Source organism: Micromonospora sp. L32, assembly GCF_052068055.1.
GTDB classification, from domain to species: Bacteria; Actinomycetota; Actinomycetes; order Mycobacteriales; family Micromonosporaceae; genus Micromonospora; species Micromonospora purpureochromogenes.
The window spans coordinates 351,915-371,092 of record NZ_JBQHDD010000002.1 but is presented as its reverse complement, the minus strand read 5'-3'; the positions used below and the strand labels follow the sequence as shown (position 1 = coordinate 371,092).

Annotated in this window: 20 protein-coding genes; 12 read left to right on the top strand and 8 right to left on the bottom strand. The window is 74.2% G+C overall.

The features are described 5' to 3' along the window. Nucleotides 1-5 precede the first annotated feature (5 nt). The 5 genes from ACTMTB_RS06285 to ccsB are packed head-to-tail and all read left to right on the top strand — an operon-like array spanning nucleotide 6 to nucleotide 4,684. Complete coding sequence (locus ACTMTB_RS06285) at nucleotides 6-653, top strand: histidine phosphatase family protein (RefSeq protein WP_238451630.1); 648 nt, start codon at nucleotides 6-8, stop codon at nucleotides 651-653. Next, nucleotides 653-1,225: a TlpA family protein disulfide reductase gene (locus ACTMTB_RS06280; RefSeq protein WP_441143148.1), complete on the top strand. Its 573-nt coding sequence runs from the start codon at nucleotides 653-655 to the stop codon at nucleotides 1,223-1,225. Before ACTMTB_RS06285 ends, ACTMTB_RS06280 begins: the two co-directional genes overlap by 1 nt. After that, on the top strand, nucleotides 1,225-2,082 hold the full coding sequence (locus tag ACTMTB_RS06275) for a cytochrome c biogenesis CcdA family protein (RefSeq protein ID WP_441143146.1): 858 nt from the start codon (nucleotides 1,225-1,227) through the stop codon (nucleotides 2,080-2,082). Before ACTMTB_RS06280 ends, ACTMTB_RS06275 begins: the two co-directional genes overlap by 1 nt. After that, nucleotides 2,082-3,707 (top strand): cytochrome c biogenesis protein ResB, encoded by a 1,626-nt coding sequence (gene resB, locus ACTMTB_RS06270; RefSeq protein WP_441143144.1) that lies wholly within the window; start codon nucleotides 2,082-2,084, stop codon nucleotides 3,705-3,707. The genes ACTMTB_RS06275 and resB overlap by 1 nt, the downstream gene beginning before the upstream one ends. Then, nucleotides 3,707-4,684: a c-type cytochrome biogenesis protein CcsB gene (gene ccsB, locus ACTMTB_RS06265; RefSeq protein WP_441143142.1), complete on the top strand. Its 978-nt coding sequence runs from the start codon at nucleotides 3,707-3,709 to the stop codon at nucleotides 4,682-4,684. The genes resB and ccsB overlap by 1 nt, the downstream gene beginning before the upstream one ends. Here the strand turns inward: ccsB and ACTMTB_RS06260 are convergent. Both ACTMTB_RS06260 and ACTMTB_RS06255 read right to left on the bottom strand, forming a co-directional pair. Next, nucleotides 4,650-4,844 (bottom strand): hypothetical protein, encoded by a 195-nt coding sequence (locus tag ACTMTB_RS06260; protein WP_441143140.1) that lies wholly within the window; start codon nucleotides 4,842-4,844, stop codon nucleotides 4,650-4,652. The two genes, ccsB and ACTMTB_RS06260, sit on opposite strands and share 35 nt — an antisense overlap. Nucleotides 4,845-5,075: 231 nt before the next feature. Then, nucleotides 5,076-5,552 carry a MarR family winged helix-turn-helix transcriptional regulator gene (locus tag ACTMTB_RS06255; RefSeq protein ID WP_441143139.1) on the bottom strand — a complete coding sequence of 159 codons (477 nt, stop codon included), beginning with the start codon at nucleotides 5,550-5,552 and terminating at the stop codon, nucleotides 5,076-5,078. Nucleotides 5,553-5,615: 63 nt separating this feature from the next. Here ACTMTB_RS06255 and ACTMTB_RS06250 point away from each other — a divergent pair, with 63 nt between their 5' ends. Further along, a complete protein-coding gene (locus tag ACTMTB_RS06250) occupies nucleotides 5,616-6,170 on the top strand; it encodes a carboxymuconolactone decarboxylase family protein (RefSeq protein WP_441143137.1) in 555 nt (184 codons plus the stop codon). 9 nt (nucleotides 6,171-6,179) lie between these two features. Here ACTMTB_RS06250 and ACTMTB_RS06245 read toward each other — a convergent pair whose 3' ends face one another. Continuing rightward, nucleotides 6,180-7,052, bottom strand: a complete 873-nt coding sequence (locus ACTMTB_RS06245; RefSeq protein WP_441143136.1) for an alpha/beta fold hydrolase — start codon at nucleotides 7,050-7,052, stop codon at nucleotides 6,180-6,182. A 259-nt stretch (nucleotides 7,053-7,311) separates the two neighbouring features. Here ACTMTB_RS06245 and ACTMTB_RS06240 point away from each other — a divergent pair, with 259 nt between their 5' ends. Both ACTMTB_RS06240 and mqnP read left to right on the top strand, forming a co-directional pair. Beyond that, entirely contained in the window at nucleotides 7,312-8,772 is a 1,461-nt protein-coding gene (locus ACTMTB_RS06240; protein ID WP_441143134.1) for a menaquinone biosynthesis decarboxylase, read from the top strand. Beyond that, nucleotides 8,772-9,683, top strand: coding sequence for a menaquinone biosynthesis prenyltransferase MqnP (gene mqnP, locus ACTMTB_RS06235; RefSeq protein ID WP_441143133.1), 912 nt, complete (start codon nucleotides 8,772-8,774; stop codon nucleotides 9,681-9,683). Before ACTMTB_RS06240 ends, mqnP begins: the two co-directional genes overlap by 1 nt. 101 nt (nucleotides 9,684-9,784) lie before the next feature. Here mqnP and ACTMTB_RS06230 read toward each other — a convergent pair whose 3' ends face one another. Continuing rightward, nucleotides 9,785-10,741 (bottom strand): terpene synthase family protein, encoded by a 957-nt coding sequence (locus tag ACTMTB_RS06230; RefSeq protein ID WP_441143132.1) that lies wholly within the window; start codon nucleotides 10,739-10,741, stop codon nucleotides 9,785-9,787. Between the two features lie 162 nt (nucleotides 10,742-10,903). Here ACTMTB_RS06230 and ACTMTB_RS06225 point away from each other — a divergent pair, with 162 nt between their 5' ends. Continuing rightward, nucleotides 10,904-11,533, top strand: coding sequence for a UbiX family flavin prenyltransferase (locus ACTMTB_RS06225; protein WP_357910383.1), 630 nt, complete (start codon nucleotides 10,904-10,906; stop codon nucleotides 11,531-11,533). A gap of 71 nt (nucleotides 11,534-11,604) precedes the next feature. Here ACTMTB_RS06225 and ACTMTB_RS06220 read toward each other — a convergent pair whose 3' ends face one another. Next, nucleotides 11,605-11,871: a BldC family transcriptional regulator gene (locus ACTMTB_RS06220; RefSeq protein ID WP_204925734.1), complete on the bottom strand. Its 267-nt coding sequence runs from the start codon at nucleotides 11,869-11,871 to the stop codon at nucleotides 11,605-11,607. A gap of 268 nt (nucleotides 11,872-12,139) precedes the next feature. Between ACTMTB_RS06220 and ACTMTB_RS06215 the strand changes: the two genes are divergently transcribed. Genes ACTMTB_RS06215 through ACTMTB_RS06205 form a run of 3 tightly spaced genes read left to right on the top strand, consistent with a single transcriptional unit; the run spans nucleotide 12,140 to nucleotide 14,592 of the window. Then, nucleotides 12,140-12,598 carry an Lrp/AsnC family transcriptional regulator gene (locus ACTMTB_RS06215; protein WP_154940430.1) on the top strand — a complete coding sequence of 153 codons (459 nt, stop codon included), beginning with the start codon at nucleotides 12,140-12,142 and terminating at the stop codon, nucleotides 12,596-12,598. 46 nt (nucleotides 12,599-12,644) lie between these two features. After that, nucleotides 12,645-13,478: an SDR family NAD(P)-dependent oxidoreductase gene (locus ACTMTB_RS06210; protein WP_441143130.1), complete on the top strand. Its 834-nt coding sequence runs from the start codon at nucleotides 12,645-12,647 to the stop codon at nucleotides 13,476-13,478. 22 nt (nucleotides 13,479-13,500) lie between these two features. Next, nucleotides 13,501-14,592, top strand: coding sequence for a PLP-dependent cysteine synthase family protein (locus tag ACTMTB_RS06205; RefSeq protein ID WP_441143128.1), 1,092 nt, complete (start codon nucleotides 13,501-13,503; stop codon nucleotides 14,590-14,592). Nucleotides 14,593-14,602: 10 nt separating this feature from the next. Here the strand turns inward: ACTMTB_RS06205 and ACTMTB_RS06200 are convergent, their stop codons facing one another. From ACTMTB_RS06200 to ACTMTB_RS06190, 3 genes are all read right to left on the bottom strand, one after another. Then, nucleotides 14,603-15,223, bottom strand: a complete 621-nt coding sequence (locus ACTMTB_RS06200; RefSeq protein ID WP_441143126.1) for a putative glycolipid-binding domain-containing protein — start codon at nucleotides 15,221-15,223, stop codon at nucleotides 14,603-14,605. A gap of 99 nt (nucleotides 15,224-15,322) precedes the next feature. After that, nucleotides 15,323-17,359: a DEAD/DEAH box helicase gene (locus tag ACTMTB_RS06195; RefSeq protein ID WP_441143124.1), complete on the bottom strand. Its 2,037-nt coding sequence runs from the start codon at nucleotides 17,357-17,359 to the stop codon at nucleotides 15,323-15,325. Between the two features lie 232 nt (nucleotides 17,360-17,591). Beyond that, nucleotides 17,592-19,058 (bottom strand): hypothetical protein, encoded by a 1,467-nt coding sequence (locus ACTMTB_RS06190; protein ID WP_441143122.1) that lies wholly within the window; start codon nucleotides 19,056-19,058, stop codon nucleotides 17,592-17,594. Nucleotides 19,059-19,178 lie beyond the last annotated feature (120 nt).

Sequence of the window (19,178 nt, the reverse complement as noted above, 5' to 3'; positions counted from 1 at the left end):
GGAACGTGAGCGCAACGGTTGTCCACGTGCTGCGGCACGGCGAGGTGCACAACCCGGACCAGATCCTGTACGGGCGGCTGCCCGGCTTCCGCCTGTCGGAGCTGGGCATCCAGATGGCGAAGGCGGCGGCGCAGGCGCTCGCCGAGCGGGAGATCGTGCACGTGGTGGCGAGCCCGCTGGAGCGCGCCCAGCAGACCGCCGAGCCGATCGCCGCCCAGTTCGGGCTCCCCGTCGGGGTGGACGAGCGGCTGATCGAGAGCGCCAACTGGTTCGAGGGCAAGAAGGTCTCGCCGGGCGACGGCTCGTTCCGCGACCCGCGCAACTGGTGGGTGCTGCGCGACCCGGTCACCCCCTCGTGGGGCGAGGCCTACCAGGCCATCGCCGAGCGGATGTTCGCCGCGCTGCACGCCGCCCGGGTCGCCGCCGAGGGGCGCGAGGCCGTCCTGGTCTCCCACCAGCTGCCGATCTGGACGCTGCGCCGCCACGTCGAGCGCAAGCGGCTCTGGCACGACCCGCGCCGCCGGCAGTGCGGCCTGGCCAGCCTTACCTCGTTCCACTTCGACGGCGCGAAGGTCACCGGGATCGGCTACAGCGAGCCCGCCGCGCACCTGATCGCGATGTCGACGACAGCCCGGACGGCCAAGGGGGCCTGATGCGTTCCCGGAGGTCGATCGCCGTCCTGCTCGCCGCCGTCACCGCCGGGACGGCGCTGGTCGGCTGCTCCGCCGAGAACGGGGAGAGCCGCTGCGCCAACGACGGCGGCATCGTCGCGTGCGCGCCGGACCAGCGCTCGGCCGCCCCGAAGATCGCCGGTGAGCTGCTCACCGGCGGCCGGTACGACGTCTCCGAGGCCCGTGGCCAGGTGGTCGTGCTCAACTTCTGGGGCTCGTGGTGCGCGCCCTGCCGGGCCGAGGCCGACGACCTGGAGGCCACCTATCAGGCCACCAAGGCCGCCGGGGTGACCTTCCTCGGCATCAACGTGCAGGACAGCAGGGACAAGGCGATCGCCTTCGAGGAGGGCCGGGTCACCTACCGGAGCCTGTTCGACCCGGCGAGCCGGCTCGCGCTCGCCCTGGAGATCCCGCCGAACACCGTCCCGGCCACCGTCGTGCTCGACCGCGACGGCCGGGTCGCCACCGTGATCCGGGCGGCCGTCAAGCAGGACGGCCTGCAACCGATCGTCGAGCGGATCGCGGCCGAGCAGCCGGCCGCCGGTTCCCGCTGATGGGCGAGACGTTCCGCCAGGTCGCCGAGTCGGGTCCGCTGCTGCTGGCGATCGGGGCGGCGGCGCTCGCCGGGCTGGTCAGCTTCCTCTCCCCGTGCGTGCTGCCGCTGATGCCCGGCTACCTGTCGTACGTGACCGGGCTCGCCGGCGCGGACCTGGAGGGGCGGGCGCGCGCCGAGGAGCCCCCGGCCGGCGACGCGGCCCCGCCCGGTGCCGCGGGCGCGGCCGGCGGCGGAGTGGCCGTCGCGACGCCCGTGGCCGCCCGGCCGGCGGCGGCGGTCAAGGGGCGGGTGCTCGCCGGGACGCTGCTCTTCATCGCCGGTTTCACCGTCGTCTTCACCGCCACCGCGATCCTCTTCGCCAGCTTCGGCCGGGTCTTCTTCGACCACGAGCGGACGCTGGAGATCGTCATCGGCACGCTGGTCGTGCTGCTCGGGCTGAGCTACCTGGGCGTGGTCCCCGGCATGCAGCGCGAGTTCCGCATCCAGCGGCTGCCCGCCGCCGGGCTGCTCGGGGCGCCGGTCCTCGGCGCGGTCTTCGCGCTGAGCTGGCTGCCCTGCACCGGCCCGACGCTGGGCGCGGTGCTGGGCATGGCCACGGCGGCCGGCAAGACCGACCGGGCCGTGGTGCTGGCCGTGGCCTACTGCCTCGGGCTGGGGATACCGTTCGTCGTCTTCGGGCTGGGCTTCCACCGCCTGCTCGGGGTCTTCCGCGCCGTGCGGCGCAACAGCCGCTGGGTCACCCGCATCGGTGGGGTCCTGCTGATCCTGATCGGCCTGGCGTTGGTCACCGGCGGGTGGCAGAACTTCGTGATCTGGTTGCAGACGACCGTGGGCGTGGGCGAGGTGAGCATCTGATGACGACCGTGGACGACCGGCCGGCCACCCCGCCGGCCGAGGCGCCCCGGCGGCGGCCCAACCCGGCGCTGGCCCTGCTGCGCAACTCGTGGCGGCAGCTCACCAGCATGCGTACCGCCCTGGTGCTGTTGTTCCTGCTCGCGGTCGCCGCCATCCCCGGCTCGGTGCTGCCGCAGCGCGGCGTCAACCCGGAGAAGGTGAACGAGTACTTCCGGGCACACCCGGAGCTCGCCCCGCAACTCGACCGGATCGGCGCCTTCGAGGTCTTCGGCTCGGTCTGGTTCTCCGCGATCTACCTGCTGCTGTTCACCTCGCTGGTTGGCTGCATCCTGCCCCGGATGCGCGACCACCTGCGCGCGCTGCGGTCCCGGCCGCCGGCCGCGCCGAAGCGGCTGGAGCGGCTGCCGCAGCACGCGGTGCTGCCGGCGCACGCGCCCACCGAGCCGGCGGCGATCGCCGCCGTGCTGCGCCGGCGCCGCTGGCGGGTCGAGGTACGCGGCAACGAGGTCTCCGCCGAGAAGGGCTACCTCAAGGAGACCGGCAACCTGCTCTTCCACACCTCGCTGGTCGCCGTGCTGATCGGGGTGGCGCTCGGCTCCTGGTACGGCTGGCACGGCAACCGGCTGCTGGTCGCCGGCGAGGAGAACGCCTTCTGCAACACCCGTCAGCAGTACAGCGAGGCCTCCCTCGGCCCGCGGGTGGACAGCGCCGACCTGCCCGGGTTCTGCCTGACCCTGGACAACTTCGACGCCCGGTTCCTTTCCTCGGGCCAGCCGGAGAGCTACCGGGCCTCGGTGACCGTGGACGAGCCGGACGGCACGACGCGGGCGGCCGCCTTCTCGGTCAACTCGCCGCTGCGGCTCGACTCCGCCAACGTCTACCTGCTCGGCCACGGGTACGCCCCGGTGCTCAAGTACACCGACCGGTACGGGCGCAGCCAGACCAGCACCGTGCCGTTCCTGACCTCCGGGGACGCCAACCTCACGAGTGAGGGTGTGGCGGCCTTCCCGGACGCCAACGTCGACCCGAAGACCGGCAAGCGCGCCGCCGACCAGCAGGTCGCCTTCGACGGGCTCTACCTGCCGACCGCTCCGGACACCGCGCCCTTCGTCGAGTCGAAGTACCCGACCGAGCGGAACCCGGCGGTGGTGCTGACCGCCTACCGGGGCAACCTGGGGCTGGACGCCGGCATCCCCGGCTCGGTCTACCAGCTCGACCAGCGCCAGGTGACCAGCGGCAAGCTCAAGGAGATCGGCCAGAAGAAGCTGGGCGTCGGACAGAAGTGGACCCTGGACGACGGCAGCAGCCTGGAGTTCCTGGGCACCAGGCCGTACATCACGCTCTCGGTGCGGCACGCCCCCGGCCAGACGCTGATGCTCGGCGCCTGCGTGGTACTGCTGGGCGGCCTGATGGGTTCGCTCTTCGCCCGGCGCCGGCGGGTCTGGTTCCGGGTGACCCCCGTCGACCCCGACGGTGGATCTCCGACGCACGGTAGTAGTTTGGTGGAGGCCGGTGGGCTGCCGCGCACCGAGCATCCGGGGTTCGCCGACGAGTTCGCGCAGCTCGTGGCCGCGGTCAGCGGCGACGAGCGGCCCGACGGGCGGGCGCGAGAGGGAGTCGAGTGATGTCCGCAGTCTCCGACCAGCTGGTGACGTTCGCGATCCTGGCGTACCTGATCGCGATGATCAGCCACGCCGTCGAGTACGCGCTGGGCAACGTCCGCGCGGTGTCGACCGCCCCCGCTCGTGAGCTGGTCGGCGCCGGAGTGGGCGCCACCGGCGGCCCGGTCGACGCCCCCGCCGCGCCGGTGGTTGCCGAGACCCGGCGCAGCCGGTCGGCGCAGCGGGCCCGGCTGGCCGGGCGGATCGCCGCCGGTGTCACCGTGCTGGCCGCCGCGCTGCACCTCGGGGCGCTGGTCACCCGGGGCATCGCCGCCGAGCGGATGCCCTGGGGCAACATGTACGAGTTCGTGCTGACGGTCACCTGGATCGGCACGGCGGCCTGGCTGGCGGTGCTCGTCAAGCGCCCCGCGCTGCGCCGGCTGGGGCTCTTCCTCACGCTGGTGATGGTGCTGCTGCTCGCCTTCGCCGAGCTGAAGCTCTACGTCCAGGTGGTGCCGTTGATGCCGGCGCTGCAGTCCTACTGGTTCATCGTCCACGTGTCGACGATCGTGTTCAGCTCGGGCATCTTCCTGCTGGGCGTGGTGCCGGCGGTGGCGTTCCTGATCCGCAACGGGTACGAGCAGGGCAAGCGGAGCTTCCCGTACACGCTGGCCCGGCGGCTGCCCGCGGCGGCCGGCCTGGAGCGGCTGACCTTCGCGCTGCACGCCTTCGCGTTCCCGGTCTTCACCTTCGCGGTGATCGCCGGCGCGATCTGGGCCGAGGCGGCCTGGGGTCGGGCCTGGGGCTGGGACCCGAAGGAGACCTGGGCGTTCATCTCCTGGGTGGTCTACGCCGGCTACCTGCACGCCCGGGCGACCCCGAGCGTGAAGCGCAACGTGGCCACCTGGATCGCGGTGCTCGGCTTCCTGACCATGCTGATGAACCTGTTCGGGGTCAACTTCTTCTTCACCGGCCTGCACTCCTACGCCGGGGTGGAGTGAGCCGGCCGGTCAGCACCCGGTCCACGCCGAGCGTGACCTGGTGGGCGATCTCCGGCACGTCGGCCAGCTCGATCCGCAGCTCGCGGGCCACCGCGTCCCGGATCTCGGCCAGCAGGGGCGAGAGGCCGTCCCGGTCACCCACCACGTACGCGTCGTCCACTCCGCCATGCCGACCCACGGAGTGCGGCGCGCACACCACCGCTCCGCAGAATGTAGAACCACACTTCTAAGAACTGTGGTTCTACGAAATGTGCGCGCGACTGGCCTCCCGCCCCCGCCAGTTGGCCCCGTCGCCCCTACGCGAAGTGGCCCTCAGTGATCGTCTGCGGTTCTCCGGCGGTCTGTCCGGCGTGTCGAGTCGGCAAGGCGTAGACGATCATGTGCGCGGCGGTCAGCCGCCGAACCAGCCGGGGACGTCGAGGCGGAAGAAGTTGGGCTGGGCGATCGCGCGCAGGTCGTCCTCCATCGCGCTGACCCGCTCCGCGCCGAGGGTGGCCGCCCAGCGTTCGCGCAGCGCGTCGAAGACGACCGCCGAGCGGCGCAGCCCGTCGACCCCCCGCTCGGTCATCCGGACCAGCTTGCGCCGGGCGTCGGCGGGGTCGTCGGCGCGTTCCAGGTAGCCGAGGGCGACCAGCCGGTCGACGGTCTTGCCGGCCGCCTGCTTCGAGACGCCGAGGCGCTGGCCCAGCTCGCCGGCGGTGGTGCCGTCGACGCCGACGGCTTGGAGGACGAAGCCGTGCAGCGGCCGCAGGTCGGGGTGCCCCTGCCGGGCCAGCTCGGCGTGCAGGTCGTCGATCAGGGTACGGAAGCCGGCGAGCAGCAGCAGGGGCAGCACGAAGCCGGGACGGTCGGACTCAGGCGTTGTCATGTTCGACAACCCCGTTTACTATTTGGTCAACCACGTTGACGATCATACCCGAGGGGTTTCGCCATGTCCGTCTTCACCGCCCACACTGCCGAGACCGCGCCCGCCGCCGCCCGCCCCACCATGGCCGGCGTGCAGCGCAGGCTCGGTCACCTCCCCGAGGCCGTCGCCCGGATGGCCGAGTCACCCGAGCTGCTCAAGGGCTTCCTCGCCGCCAACGCCACCTTTGAGGCCACCGACCTCGACCCGGTCGAGCGGGAGGTGGTCGTGCTGACCGTCGCCACCCGCAACGAGTGCCACGTCTGCGTGGCGATGCACACCGCCACGCTCACCCGGCAGGACGCCGACCCCGAGCTGGTCGCCGCGCTGCGGGACGGCACGGCGCTGGCCGACCCGAGGCTGGAGGCGCTGCGCCGGTTCACCCTCGCCGTGCTGGACCACCGGGGCGCGGTGCCGGACGGGGAGCTGCACGCGTTCCTGGACGCCGGCTGGCGCCCACGGCACGCCCTGGACGTGGTGCTCGGCGTCGGCACGTACACGATCTCCACCTTCGCCAACCGGCTCACCGACGCCCCGCTCGACCACGCCCTGGCCGGATACGCCTGGGAGCCGGCCGCCTGACCGGCGGGCTCAGTCGCGCAGGAACGGCAGCACCATGGCAGCCAGCTCTGCCGGCCGCTCCTCGAAGAGCCAGTGGCCGCAGTCCTCGACCACCTCGCCGGTGACCGTGCCGGCGTACCGGCGGACCTGGTCGGCCACCTGCTCGCCGAGGCTGGCCCGGGCGCCGACGGCGAGCACCGGCATGGGCAGCTTCGTCGCCCGGTACGCCGCGTTGTCCGCGACGTCCTGCCCGAACGCCCGGAAGTACGCGAAGCTGGCACGCAGGTGGGCCGGGTCGCGCAGGTGTCCGGCGTACTCCTCGACGTCCTCCCGCCCGAGGCTGCCCTTGTTCACCATGATCGAGTCGGTGAAGCGCTCCACCCAGAGCGTCTCCCGGCCGACGATCAGCTCCTCGGGCAGACCGTTCGTCACGTTGAAGAAGCCGAAGTTCCAGACCGCCGGCCCGGCGCTGCTCAGCGCGGGGAAGGCGTAGACGCTCTCGTCCGGGATGGGCGCCTCGGTCAGCACCAGCCGGGACACCTCGTCGGGATGGGCGGCGGCGTACGAGTAGGCGACCATGGTGCCCAGATCGTGGCCGACCAGCCGGATGTCGCCGGCCAGGCCGAGCCCGGTCAGCAGCCCGTGCAGGTCGGCCGCGAGGGTCTTCTTGTCGTACCCGCCGGGCGGGGCGTCGCTGTCGCCGAAGCCGCGCAGGTCGGGCGCCACCACCTCGTACGACCGCCCCAGCTCGGGCAGCAGGTGACGCCACATGCGCCAGCACTGCGGATAGCCGTGCAACAGCACCAGGGTGGGTCCGCTGCCGCCGCGGACGTAGTTCATCGTCACGTCGCCGACCTGTGCCCGCTGCTCAGTGAACCCCACCGGTACCCGTCCGTCGCCCATCGCCGCTCCCCGTCTCGACCGGCGCCTCGACTACCCGGCCGGCCACCGCCCATGCCACCGCCCATGCCGGCACCCGCCGGCCGGCCGGGCGGTCCGTGGGACCTGCGGGTGGCGTCGCCTGCCGGATGGCTGGCCGCCCTGGGGCCCGGCCCGGCCGGGACTTCGCCGCCGCGCGGTGCGCCGGAGGCGTGGGGAGACGCACACCGCCCGCGCCGACCCGGCGTGGGCGGCGCGTCCCGGGGTGCGGGAGACTGGCGGCATGGCGGCTCGTGGCTTCCCGTACACCGATCTCAAGGACTTCCTCGCGGCGCTGGAGCGCGCGGGCGAACTGCGGCGGGTGAGCGTCCCGGTCGACCCGACGCTGGAGATCAGCGAGGTGGTCACCCGGACCGTCCGCGCGGGCGGCCCGGCGCTGCTCTTCGAGCGGCCCACCCGGGGCGAGATGCCGGTGGCGATCAACCTCTTCGGCACCGAGAAGCGGATGGCGATGGCGCTCGGCGTCGAGTCGCTGGACGAGATCGGCGACCGGATCGGCGCGCTGGTCAAGCCGGAGCTGCCGGTCGGCTGGTCCGGCATCCGCGAGGGCCTGGGCAAGGTCATGCAGCTCAAGTCGGTGCCGCCGCGCAAGGTGAAGACCGCGCCCTGCCAGCAGGTGGTCTACCGCGGCGACGACGTCGACCTGAACCGGCTGCCCGGCCTGCAGGTCTGGCCCGGCGACGGCGGGATCTTCCACAACTACGGGCTGACCCACACCAAGCACCCGGAGACCGGCAAGCGCAACCTCGGTCTGTACCGCCTCCAGCAGCACAGCCGCAACATGCTGGGCATGCACTGGCAGATCCACAAGGACTCCACCGCGCACCACGCCGTCGCCGAGCGGCTCGGGCAGCGGCTGCCGGTGGCCGTCGCCATCGGCTGCGACCCGGTGGTCAGCTACGCGGCGAGCGCCCCGCTCCCCGGCGACATCGACGAGTACCTGTTCGCCGGTTTCCTGCGCGGCGAGCGGGTCGAGATGGTCGACTGCCTGACCGTGCCGTTGCAGGTGCCCGCGCACGCCCAGATCGTGCTCGAGGGCTACCTGGAGCCCGGCGAGCGGCTGCCCGAGGGGCCGTTCGGCGACCACACCGGCTTCTACACCCCGGTCGAGCCGTTCCCGGTGCTGCACATCGAGGCGATGACAATGCAGCGCGACCCGGTCTACCACTCGATCGTCACCTCCAAGCCGCCGCAGGAGGACCACGGCCTGGGCAAGGCCACCGAGCGGATCTTCCAGCCGCTGCTCAAGCTGCTGATCCCGGACATCGTCGACTACGACCTGCCGGCCGCCGGGGTGTTCCACAACTGCGCGATCGTGTCGATCCGTAAGCGCTACCCGAAGCACGCGCAGAAGGTGATGAACGCGATCTGGGGCGCGCACCTGATGTCGCTGACCAAGCTGATCGTGATCGTCGACGAGGACTGCGACGTGCACGACTACAACGAGGTCGCCTTCCGCGCCTTCGGCAACGTCGACTACGCCCGCGACCTGCTGCTCACCGAGGGCCCGGTGGACCACCTCGACCACTCGTCGTACCAGCAGTTCTGGGGTGGCAAGGCAGGCGTCGACGCGACCCGCAAGCTGCCCGCCGAGGGCTACACCCGGGGCTGGCCGGAGGAGATGACCATGTCGCCGGAGGTCGCCTCCCTGGTCGACAAGCGCTGGAAGGAGTACGGGATCTGATGACGGCCGTGCTGGAGCCCGTCGAACGCCCGGGCCGGGTGAAGTCCTTCCTCAAGCTGGTCGCGATCGAGCACTCCGTCTTCGCGCTGCCCTTCGCGTACCTGTCGGCGCTGACCGCGATGCGGGTCGACGGCGGGCGGGTACGCTGGCTCGACCTGCTGCTGATCACCGTGGCGATGGTCGGGGCGCGGACGTTCGCGATGGCCGCCAACCGCATCCTCGACCGGCGGATCGACGCCCGGAACCCGCGTACCGCGAACCGGGAGCTGGTCACCGGGGCGGTGAGCGTGCGCACGGCCTGGACCGGCGCGGCCGTCGCGCTGGTGGTGTTCCTGGCCGCCGCGGCGCTGCTCAACCCGCTCTGCCTGGTGCTCGCGCCGCTCGCGGTGATCCCGCTGGTCGTCTACCCGTACGGCAAGCGGTTCACCAACTGGCCGCACGCCATCCTGGCGATCGCCCAGGCGGTCGGCCCGGTCGGCGCCTGGCTCGCGGTCACCGGCACCCTGGACGGCTCCTGGCCGGCCTGGCTGCTCGGCACGGCGGTGGGACTCTGGATCGGCGGCTTCGACCTGATCTACGCCTGCCAGGACGCCGACGTCGACCGGGAGATCGGCGTGCACAGCGTCCCGGCCCGGTACGGGCTGCGCTTCGCGCTGCACGCCTCCACCGTCGCGCACGTGGTCACCTTCGCGCTGTTCATCTGGTTCGGCGCGCTGGTCGGCTTCGGCTGGCTGTGGTGGATCGGCCTGGCGTTCACCGCCCTCGCCTTCGGCTACCAGCACGTGGTGGTCAGTCCCACCGACCTGAGCAAGGTCAACCGGGCGTTCTTCACCGCGAACGGCTTCGTCGGCATCGCCCTCTTCCTCTTCGCCCTGCTCGACCTCACCATCCGTCTCCACCTCCACCCCTGACCGACCCCACCCCGCCGAAGATCCGCGCACCTTCACGGGAAGAGTGCCGTTCCACGCGCCGAGGCCACTCCTTCCATGTAAGTGCGGCAGAGAAGGCGGGGTCAGGGGGTGGGGTAGCGGGCGCTCTCCAGGGTCCAGTCGAGGGTGCCGCGGACGGCGTTGGCGACGCCGTCGAGGTGGGTGGTGACGGCCGGGTCCAGGGCGGGGCCGAACGACGGCACGTCGGCGCGGAGCGCGACGAAGCGGTCCATCGCCGCCCGCCAGCGCTCGGCGATCAGGTCCACGGCGGTGTCCAGCGGCACCCGCCGCTCGCCGGCCACCGCCAGCACCAGGTTGTGCCCGCCCGAGGTGGCCCGGTCCCGCTCCAGCGAGGCGAGGTCGTTGTACCAGGAGAGCAGGTCGTTGCCGAGCTCGCCGATCCGGCGCAGCGCCGGGTGGTGGTAGACCGGGTCCGGCAACGGCCGCCCGGTGGCGAACTCGATCAGCGGGTACGAGACGTACGCCGCCGACGTCGCCCGGCGCAGCTGGACGTACTCGGCCACCGAGGGGCGCCGGCCGAGGTCCTTGGCGACCGACTCCCGCCACGTGCCGTCCAGGTGGTCGGCGACCGCGTCGGCGAAGCGCAGCCGCCAGCGGGCCGGCATTCGGCGCCGGGGCACCCGCCAGGCGTCGACCAGCAGCCGGCGCAGCGGCCCGCCGAACCCGGGATGCCGTCGGCGTGGGCCGTCCCGCAGCAGGCTCAACGCCCCGGCCCGCAGCGCCCTGATCTGCTCCGGTGCGAGCCGGTCCGGCCCGTCGCAGGCGTCGTCGACCAGGAAGAACCAGGTGAACAGGGCGGCCAGGGTACGCAGGTCCGGCTCGGTGGCGTCCGGGTAGAGCCGGCCCGCGTACCGGGCGAAGCCGGCCCGGTCCAGCCGCTCCCGGGCGCTGGAGTCCAGCGGTACGCCCAGCCGGGGCAGCCGGTCCAGCAGCCACTCCTGCACCGGGTCCGCGTACGGCGAGAGCCGGGGCGGGATCGGGCACCCGGCCCGCAGCGACCGGAGCACCTCCTCGACCATGGCTCGATCCCTTCCCGTGCGGCGTGGGCCGCCGACGGCAGCATGGCAGGTCCGCCGCGCTCCCGCCGTCCCGGCGCACAGCGGGGTGCCCCGGCGACACGTAGCGCAGCGGTCGGGGGGTCGCCGGGCGGGGCGTGGCGGCGACCAGGCAGGCTGGACGACATGCGCGAACCATGGGTGGTCGGGGTCTCCGGCGCGTCCGGCACCCCGTACGCGGCGGCGGTCGTCAACGGGCTGCTCGACGCCGGCGAGCCGGTGGACCTGATCGTCTCCCGGGCCGCCCGGCTGACCGTGCTCGACGAGACCGGCCGCCCGTTCCGGGACGGCCACTGGGCCGAGGACCTGGCCGCCTGGCTGGGTCGCGACCTCGCCGACGCCGACGTGCGGCACTGGCCGGCCGGTGACATCGCCGCCGGCCCCAGCAGCGGCTCCTACCGGGTACGCGGGATGGCGGTGGTGCCGGCGAGCACGGCCGCCTGCGCCGGCATCGCCATCGGGCTCTCCAAGGACCTGTTGCAGCGCGCGGCCGAGGTCAACCTCAAGGAGCGCCGGCCGGTGGTGGTGGTGCCCCGGGAGACGCCGGTGACCCGCAGCCACCTGGAACACCTGATCGCGTTGCACGACGCCGGGGCGGTGGTACTGCCGGCCAGTCCGGGCTTCTACGGCTCCGGCGCCTCGGCCACCGCACAGCAGCTGGTCGACTTCGTGGCCGGCAAGGTGCTGGACGCGCTCGGCGTGCCGCACACGTTGTTCCGGCGGTGGTCGGGGCAGTTGGCCGCCGACCGGTCGTAGCGAAGCGGAACCTCGCCTCAGACGGGCGCGGACCGGACCTGTCGGCCGGCCCGCGATCCGTCTCGCACCATTCAGTACATCCCGGCGTTGGCCGGCCCCGGTCCGGTCGAGGCGGCGGGGCCGACATTGCGCGGCTTGCCGATGTCCTCCGCCTCGTCCAGCATGCCCTCCCCTTCCAGCAGGGCCCGCACCTCGGATTCCCGAAACCGGCGATGCCCGCCTGGAGTCCGGATGCTGCCGATCCGGCCGGCCGCCGCCCATCGCGTCACAGTCTTCGGGTCAACCCGAAACAACGCGGCGACCTCACCCGGTGTCAGCAGGCGATCTCCAGTGTCCACAGCCCCCTCCTCGCGTCGACGAAGCCCCCGGCTGAACACACTGCCCCCGGCCGGTGCGAGCCCAGAGCCGTCATGAGGGACGTATGGCAATTACAGCACCAGCGACCTGGCCTGTCCGCCAAACGCGAAAAACGCACTGAGTGGGAAGTTAGGAAATATTACCCGGGTCCGGCCTCCATCACGCTGAGTCTGCAAATAGTTACGTGTTGTCATGTTCAACGGGTGCCGGCCGCCCGACGTTACGCCCGGACGGCTAGGGTCACCTTCCGTGGACGCCATCGACCTGAGCCTCGTCGACCTGCTGCGCGGCAACGCCCGACTGTCGTACGCCGAACTCGCCCGGCAGGTCGGCCTCTCCGCCCCGGCCGTGCACGAGCGGGTCGGCAAACTGGAGTCCGGCGGCGTGATCCGGGCGTACCGGGCGGAGGTGGAGCCGGAGGCGGTCGGGCTCGGCGTGACCGCGCTGATCGGCATCGTCGAGGACTCCGGCGGGGACACCGACGACGTGCTGGAGGCGTTCCGCCAGATGCCCGAGATCGAGTCCTGCTACTTCATGGCCGGCGTCGAGTCCTTCCTGCTCAAGGCGCGGGTCGGCACGATCGCCGAGCTGGAGGCGCTGATCGTGCGGCTCAACCGCACCCCGGGCGTGGCGTCCACCCGCACCGGCATCGCCCTGTCGACCAAGTGGGAGAACCGCCCGCAGCCGCTCGGGTCGCCCGGGAGCTGACCGTCCGGCTCTGGCGTCGCGCGCCCTGCGGCGATACCTTGCGCCGATGACGACCCCCGTACGCGGCGCCGCCGTGGTCACCGGTGCGGCCGGCGGGCTGGGCCGGGCCATCGCCGCCGCGCTGCACGCCGACGGCTGGGCGGTACTCCTGACCGACCTGGACGCCGGCGCGGCCGCCACCGCCGCCGCGCCGCTCGGTGGCTGGTCCCGGGCGCTGGACGTGCGCGACGAGGCGGCCTGCGCCGAGGTCGCCGCCGAGGCGGCCGGCGGGACGGCCGGCGGGCTCGGGCTCTGGGTCAACAACGCCGGCATCCTGGTCACCGGGCCGTCCTGGGAGCACGAGGCGGCGACCCGGCGACGGGTGGTCGAGGTGAACGCGCTCGGCGCGATGACCGGCACCCTGGCCGCGCTGGCCGTGATGCGCGCGCAGGGGCACGGGCACGTGCTCAACGTCGTCTCCCTCGCCGGGCTGATCGCCGCGCCCGGCGAGACCGTCTACGCGGCCAGCAAGCACGCGCTGCTGGCGTTCAGCCTCGGCACGCTGGCCGACCTGCGGATGGCCGGCCTGACCGACGTACACGTGTCGTGCCTGTGCCCGGACGGGATCTGGACGCCGATGCTGCACGACCGGCTCGACGACCCGGGGGCGCTGGCCTCCTTCACCGGGACGATGCTGACCCCGCAGCGGGTCGCGGCGCGGGCCGCCCGGCTGGCCCGCCACCCCCGCCCGGTGGTCAGCCTGCCGCGCTGGCGCGGCGCGCAGGTACGGCTGCTGGACGCGCTGCCGCGGCTGGCGCTCGCGCTGACCCCGGTGATCCGGGCCGCCGGGCGGGCCGGGCAGCGCCGGCAGCGGCACCGGGTCGGGCCGGACGGAAGCTGAGCTCACTTGTAACGTTGCCGGCGTGACTCATCTCGACCGGTGCGACGAGGCCAGCCGGATCTGGGTGACCGAGGCGATCGCCACGGTCGAGGCGGACGCCAACCGCTCCGCCGACACCCACCTGCTGCCCTTCCCGCTGCCTCGGGCCTGGGGAATCGACCTCTACCTCAAGGACGAGTCGGTCCACCCCACCGGCTCGCTCAAGCACCGGCTGGCCCGCTCGCTCTTCCTCTACGGGCTCTGCAACGGCTGGATCGGCCCGGATACCACCATCATCGAGGCGTCCTCCGGCTCCACGGCGGTCTCCGAGGCGTACTTCGCGCGGATGCTGGAACTGCCGTTCGTGGCGGTGATGCCCGCCTCCACCTCACCCGAGAAGATCGCCCAGATCGAGTTCCACGGCGGGCGCTGCCACCTGGTCGAGGACCCGGCCAAGGTGGTGATCGAGGCGCGCTGGCTGGCCGAGGACAGCGGCGGGCACTTCATGGACCAGTTCACCTACGCCGAGCGGGCCACCGACTGGCGGGGCAACAACAACATCGCCGAGTCGATCTACGCGCAGCTCTCGCTGGAGCGGCACCCGATCCCGGCCTGGGTCGTGGTGGGCGCCGGCACCGGCGGCACCAGCGCCACCATCGGCCGGTACGCCCGCTACCGGCGGCTGCCCACCAAGCTCTGCGTGGTCGATCCGGAGAACTCGGCGTTCTACCCGGCCTGGCAGGCCGCCGACTGGTCGGTGCGCACCGGGCGCGGCTCCCGAATCGAGGGGATCGGCCGCCCGACCGTCGAGGCGTCCTTCCTGCCCTCGGTGGTGGACCGGATGACCCAGGTCCCGGACGCCGCCTCGCTGGCCGCCATGCGCGCCGGCTCGGCCGTGCTCGGCCGCCGGGTCGGCGGCTCCACCGGCACCAACCTCTGGGGTGCCTTCGGACTGATCGCCGAGCTGCTCGCCGCCGGGCGGACCGGCTCGGTGGTCACCCTGATCTGCGACGCCGGCGACCGGTACGCCCGCACCTACTACGACGACGCCTGGGTGGCCGCGCAGGGGCTGGACCTGGCCCCGCACCTGGCCACGATCGAACGGTTCCTCGACAGCGGCGCCTGGCCGGCCTGAACCGGCCGGCTCAGCGGGCGTCGACCCGCTCGGCCAGCCCGGGATAGTGCAGCACCAGGCCGTCGGCGTCGAGGGTCAGCTCGGCCCGGAAGCCGTCGCTGGCGAACCGGACCCGCCCCGGCCCGAGCGGGGTGTAGACCTGCTCGGCGGGGACCACCTCCAGGCTCGGCGCCAGCACCCACGCCACGGTGACCGTGTGCGGGAGGTCCGGCGTCGCCCCGGTCAGCCCCAGCCGCCGGACCGGCAGGGCGTTGAAGAGCGGCGACCCGCTCAGGTCGACGTCGAGGGCGTCGTACAGCCGGTCCGGGTCGTCGGCGCCCGGCAGCCCGGCCGGCGGCTGCCCGGCGGCCCGCAGCGCCGCGTCGAGGTCGCCCTGCTCGGCGGTGGTCACCCGCCAGCCGTCCGCGCCGCGCTCCAGCTTCACCCGCCGCGACCAGCCCGCCCCCTCGGCCGTCACCTCCAGCGACCTGGTGGCCCCGTCCGCGCCGGCGGTCAGCTGGTAGCGGCACGTCCAGGGGATGGGGTCCACGGCGACCTGGGTGCCGTGCGCGACGAACCCGGGGCCGTCGTCCAGGACGGCGTGCTCGGCACCGGCGATGTCCGTCCGGCTCCAGAAGAGTGACCTCGGCATGATTCGGACGTTACGCCAGCCGACCGACACCGGCAGCGCATGCGGAAACGCCGCCGCGGAGCGCGAGCTCCGCGACGGCGTTCCGGGTGGTCGGACGGATCAGTGGGTACGCGCCGGCGGCCGGCCGCCGAAGCCACGCCGGTCGTCGCGCGGCCGGTCGTCGCCGCCCCGGCCCTCGGAGCGGAACCCGCCCCGGCGCTCGGTGCCGCGCTGCTCGCCGCCGAAGCGCCGCTCGCCCTGCGGCCGGTCGCCGAAGCGCTCGCCGCGGTCGCCGTAGCGGTGCTCGCCGGCCGGACGGTCGGTGCGGTCGCCGAAGCCGCGCTGGCCCCGGTCGCCGAACGAGCGGTCGCCGGCCGGGCGGTCGCTCCGGCCGTCGAAGCGTCGCTCGCCCCGGTCACCGAAGGAACGCTCGCCCGCCGGGCGGTCGCTCCGGCCGTCGAAGCGCCGCTCGCCCTGGGGGCGGTCGGCGTAGCCCCGGTCGCCCCGGTCGCCGAACGAACGCTCGCCCGCCGGGCGGTCGCTCCGGCCGTCGAAGCCGCGCTGGCCCCGGTCGCCGAAGGAGCGCTCGCCCGTCGGCCGGTCGCTTCGGCCGTCGAAGCCGCGCTGGCCCCGGTCGCCGAAGGAGCGCTCGCCCGTCGGCCGGTCGCTTCGGCCGTCGAAGCGTCGCTCGCCCCGGTCGCCGAAGGAACGCTCGCCCGCCGGGCGGTCGAAGCGGCGCTCGCCGAAGCGCTCGCCGCGCCCGTCCCGGTCACCGAACCGGCGCTCGCCGGCCGGCCGGTCGCCGTAACGCCGCTCGCCCCGGTCCGGGCGGTCGCCGTAGCGGCGCTCCCCGGTCGGGCGGTCGCCGTAGCGGCGCTGTCCGGCGGCGCGGCGCGGCTCCGGCTCCTCGCGGACCGGGACGCCGCTGGGCTCGCGGGCGCCGGTCAGCTCGGCCAGGGTCGGGTCGCCGACGCGGACCCGGGTCTCGGCCGGCGCGACGCCGGCCTTCTCCATCATGGCCAGCGTCGTGCGGCGCTGCTTGGGCAGCACCAGGGTCGCCACCGCGCCGGACTCGCCGGCCCGGGCGGTACGGCCCGCGCGGTGCAGGTAGTCCTTCGGGTCCTTCGGCGGGTCGATGTGCAGTACCAGGGAGACCCCGTCGACGTGGATGCCCCGGGCGGCCACGTCGGTGGCGACCAGGACGTTCATCCGGCCCTCACGGAACTCGGCCAGCGTCTTGGTACGCATCCGCTGGGTCTTGCCACCGTGCAGGCCACCGGCCCGTACGCCCACCGCGGCGAGCTGCTCGACCAGCCGGTCGACCCCGAGCTGGGTACGCGCGAAGAGCATGGTCCGGCCGTCGCGGGCCGCGATGGACGCCGCCACCGCGAACTTGTCGTGCGGCGGGATCAGCAGCATGTGGTGGTCCATCGTGGACACCGACGCGGTCGACGGGTCGGTCGAGTGGGTCACCGGGTCGGTCATGAACCGCTTGACCAGCGAGTCCACGTCACCGTCCAGAGTGGCCGAGAAGAGCAGTCGCTGGCCGTCCGCCGGCGTCTTCGCCAGCAGTTGGGTCACCTCGGGCAGGAAGCCCATGTCGGCCATCTGGTCGGCCTCGTCGAGGACGGTCACCTCGACGTCGTCCAGGTGGCACACGCCCCGGTTGATCAGGTCGCCGAGCCGGCCCGGGGTGGCCACGACGATCTCCACGCCACGGCGCAGCGCGTCGATCTGCCGGTCGTACGGCACCCCGCCGACGGCGGTCTTGAGGAAGATGCCGACGGCCTTGCCGAGCGGCATCAGGGCGTCGTTGACCTGCATGGCGAGTTCCCGGGTGGGGACCAGCACCAGGGCCCGGGGGTGCAGCGGACGGGCCCGGTTGCGGTCGGCGAGCCGGGCGATCAGCGGCAGCCCGAAGGCGAGGGTCTTGCCGGAGCCGGTCTGGCCCCGGCCGAGCACGTCCCGGCCGGCGAGCGCGTCGGGCATGGTGGCCCGCTGGATCTCGAACGGGGTGGTGATGCCCTGTCGGGCGAGCGCCTCGACCAGCGGCCGGGGCAGGCCGAGGTCGGCGAAGTCGACGTCGGCGGCGGGGGTGTCCCCGACGGTCGGGTCGAGGACGGACGGAGTGGTGCCGGGGTCAGCGAAGGTGGTCAAGAAATGCCTTTCGAGCGGGGCGCATCTTCGCGATGGCCCGCTGCGGCTGCACGCCGCCGAATCGCCCGCAAGATCGCCCATGGGCGCGCACGACGCGCGCCGGGTCAGTGATCTCCACAAGTGTACGGCGGTCCGGCGACACCGCCAGTCGATCGCGAGGGGGTAGTGGGCGGGCTCACCCTCGCCCCGCGTACGCCCGCAACCCGGACGGCGTGGCCCGGACCGCCCGCGTTCACTTGTTCAGGAGGTTGCCCACCAGGCCGTCCATGGCGTCGTTGGCGAGCAGGACGACCAGCACGCTGATCGCCACCAACAGCCCCAGCGAGGCCGCCAGGACGACCACCACCCGGGTGGTGCGGGACCGTTCGGCGGGCGTGTCGGCCCAGCCCTGGGCCAGGATGTGCCCGGTCAGCGAGCCGGAGTTCTCCAGCGGGTTGCCGGCCGGGAAGGAGACCGTGGCGAAGCCGGGCCCCTCGGTGCCGCCGTAGACGGTGCTGGCCAGGTCCGGGCCGCCCCGGTAGGGCGTACCGGGCCGGCCGAGGCCGCCGGCGGCCGGCGTACCCCAGGTGGGGCGCTCGACGGGGGCCGACGCCGGCCGGACCGGCGCCGCCGGCGGGGCCGAGACGGGCGCGGCGGCACGGACGGGTGGCGCGGAGACCTGCGCGGCGGCCCGGAACGGCGGCGCGGCGGCGGGCGGGGCGGAGACCGGCATGCCCCCGCCCGGCATGGCCGGCGGCGGCGGGAACGGCGGGGCCGGCATCGGGCCCGGTGGGGGCGGCGGCGGGGGCACCGCCGGCCCGGGCGGGGGTACCGGCGGGCCGGGCACGGGCGGAACCGGGCCGGGCGGGGTCGGGCGCGGGCCGGGCGGGGTCGGGCGCGGCAGCGGGGGCACCGGCGGGGGGAACGGTCCGGGCGCCGGCGGTTCCGGGATCGGCGTCGGTGCGGGCGGGGCGGGCGTGGGCGGGGGCGCGGGCCTGGGCGGCTCCGGGGTCGGTGCGGGCTCCGGCTCGGGCGTCGGCGGGGTGGGCGGCTGGGCCGGCTCCGGGGGCTGGGCGGGCTCGGGCGGTTCCGGGTTGACCGGCGTCGACCGGTAGACGGTGGCGGCTCCGCCGCCGGCCCGGGCGACCGCGCCGGCGGCGGCCTCCTCGGCCGAGACCCGGCTCAGCCCCGGCACGGAGGCGCTGGCCCGGGTGCCCGACGTCGAGCTACCGCCGCGCTGTCCGGGTACCGGCGCGGCGCCCACCACGGGCGCGGCGCCGGTCGGGACGCGTGCCCAGCCGGAACCCTCGGCCGGGTCGGCGGGGCTCTCCCCGCCGGCCCGGGCGCTCTCCGGCGCGCCGGCCCGGTAGGTGGTGCCGGCGGCGGGCGGCCCCGGCAGGTCTCCGTCCTGCGGTGGCGCGGTCACGGTGGCGACGCTGGCCCGGGCGCGGGCGGGCGTGGCGGGCGGCGACGGCTGGGACACGGCCGGCGGGGCGTCCGCGTTCGCGCCTCCTTCCGAGCGGTCCGCTGCCGGCCCGGCGTCGGGGGCGGCCGGCGAGGCCTCGGGTGCGGCCGGGGCGGCGTCGGACGCGCTCGACGCCACGTCCGCCCGCGGCCCGTCGACCTCGGAGCGTCCGGTCGGGGCGGCACCGTTCGTCGCGGCCGGTTCGGGCACGGATCCGCGGTCGACGGTCTCCGCCGGAATCTGTCGCTCGCCCATGCTCGCCCTCCGCGCCGCGCTCGCACCCGCGCCCGTGACACCGGGTCGGATGTGCCTGGATGTCACGGTGCCACATTCCTCCCCGCCGGCACAGCCGGAGCGCGTACCGGGCGGGTATCG

What these genes read in the sequence shown, in the direction of transcription:
- ACTMTB_RS06230 (WP_441143132.1), bottom strand. Translation starts at nt 10,741, where the DNA reads ATGGTCGAGGAGGTGCTCCGGTCGCTGCGGGCCGGGTGCCCGATCCCG.
- ACTMTB_RS06255 (WP_441143139.1), bottom strand. Translation starts at nt 5,552, where the DNA reads ATGACAACGCCTGAGTCCGACCGTCCCGGCTTCGTGCTGCCCCTGCTG.
- ACTMTB_RS06190 (WP_441143122.1), bottom strand. Translation starts at nt 19,058, where the DNA reads ATGGGCGAGCGACAGATTCCGGCGGAGACCGTCGACCGCGGATCCGTG.
- ACTMTB_RS06200 (WP_441143126.1), bottom strand. Translation starts at nt 15,223, where the DNA reads ATGCCGAGGTCACTCTTCTGGAGCCGGACGGACATCGCCGGTGCCGAG.
- resB (WP_441143144.1), top strand. Translation starts at nt 2,082, where the DNA reads ATGACGACCGTGGACGACCGGCCGGCCACCCCGCCGGCCGAGGCGCCC.
- ACTMTB_RS06250 (WP_441143137.1), top strand. Translation starts at nt 5,616, where the DNA reads ATGTCCGTCTTCACCGCCCACACTGCCGAGACCGCGCCCGCCGCCGCC.
- ACTMTB_RS06225 (WP_357910383.1), top strand. Translation starts at nt 10,904, where the DNA reads ATGCGCGAACCATGGGTGGTCGGGGTCTCCGGCGCGTCCGGCACCCCG.
- ACTMTB_RS06280 (WP_441143148.1), top strand. Translation starts at nt 653, where the DNA reads ATGCGTTCCCGGAGGTCGATCGCCGTCCTGCTCGCCGCCGTCACCGCC.
- ACTMTB_RS06210 (WP_441143130.1), top strand. Translation starts at nt 12,645, where the DNA reads ATGACGACCCCCGTACGCGGCGCCGCCGTGGTCACCGGTGCGGCCGGC.
- ACTMTB_RS06240 (WP_441143134.1), top strand. Translation starts at nt 7,312, where the DNA reads ATGGCGGCTCGTGGCTTCCCGTACACCGATCTCAAGGACTTCCTCGCG.
- ACTMTB_RS06245 (WP_441143136.1), bottom strand. Translation starts at nt 7,052, where the DNA reads ATGGGCGACGGACGGGTACCGGTGGGGTTCACTGAGCAGCGGGCACAG.
- ccsB (WP_441143142.1), top strand. Translation starts at nt 3,707, where the DNA reads ATGTCCGCAGTCTCCGACCAGCTGGTGACGTTCGCGATCCTGGCGTAC.
- ACTMTB_RS06275 (WP_441143146.1), top strand. Translation starts at nt 1,225, where the DNA reads ATGGGCGAGACGTTCCGCCAGGTCGCCGAGTCGGGTCCGCTGCTGCTG.
- mqnP (WP_441143133.1), top strand. Translation starts at nt 8,772, where the DNA reads ATGACGGCCGTGCTGGAGCCCGTCGAACGCCCGGGCCGGGTGAAGTCC.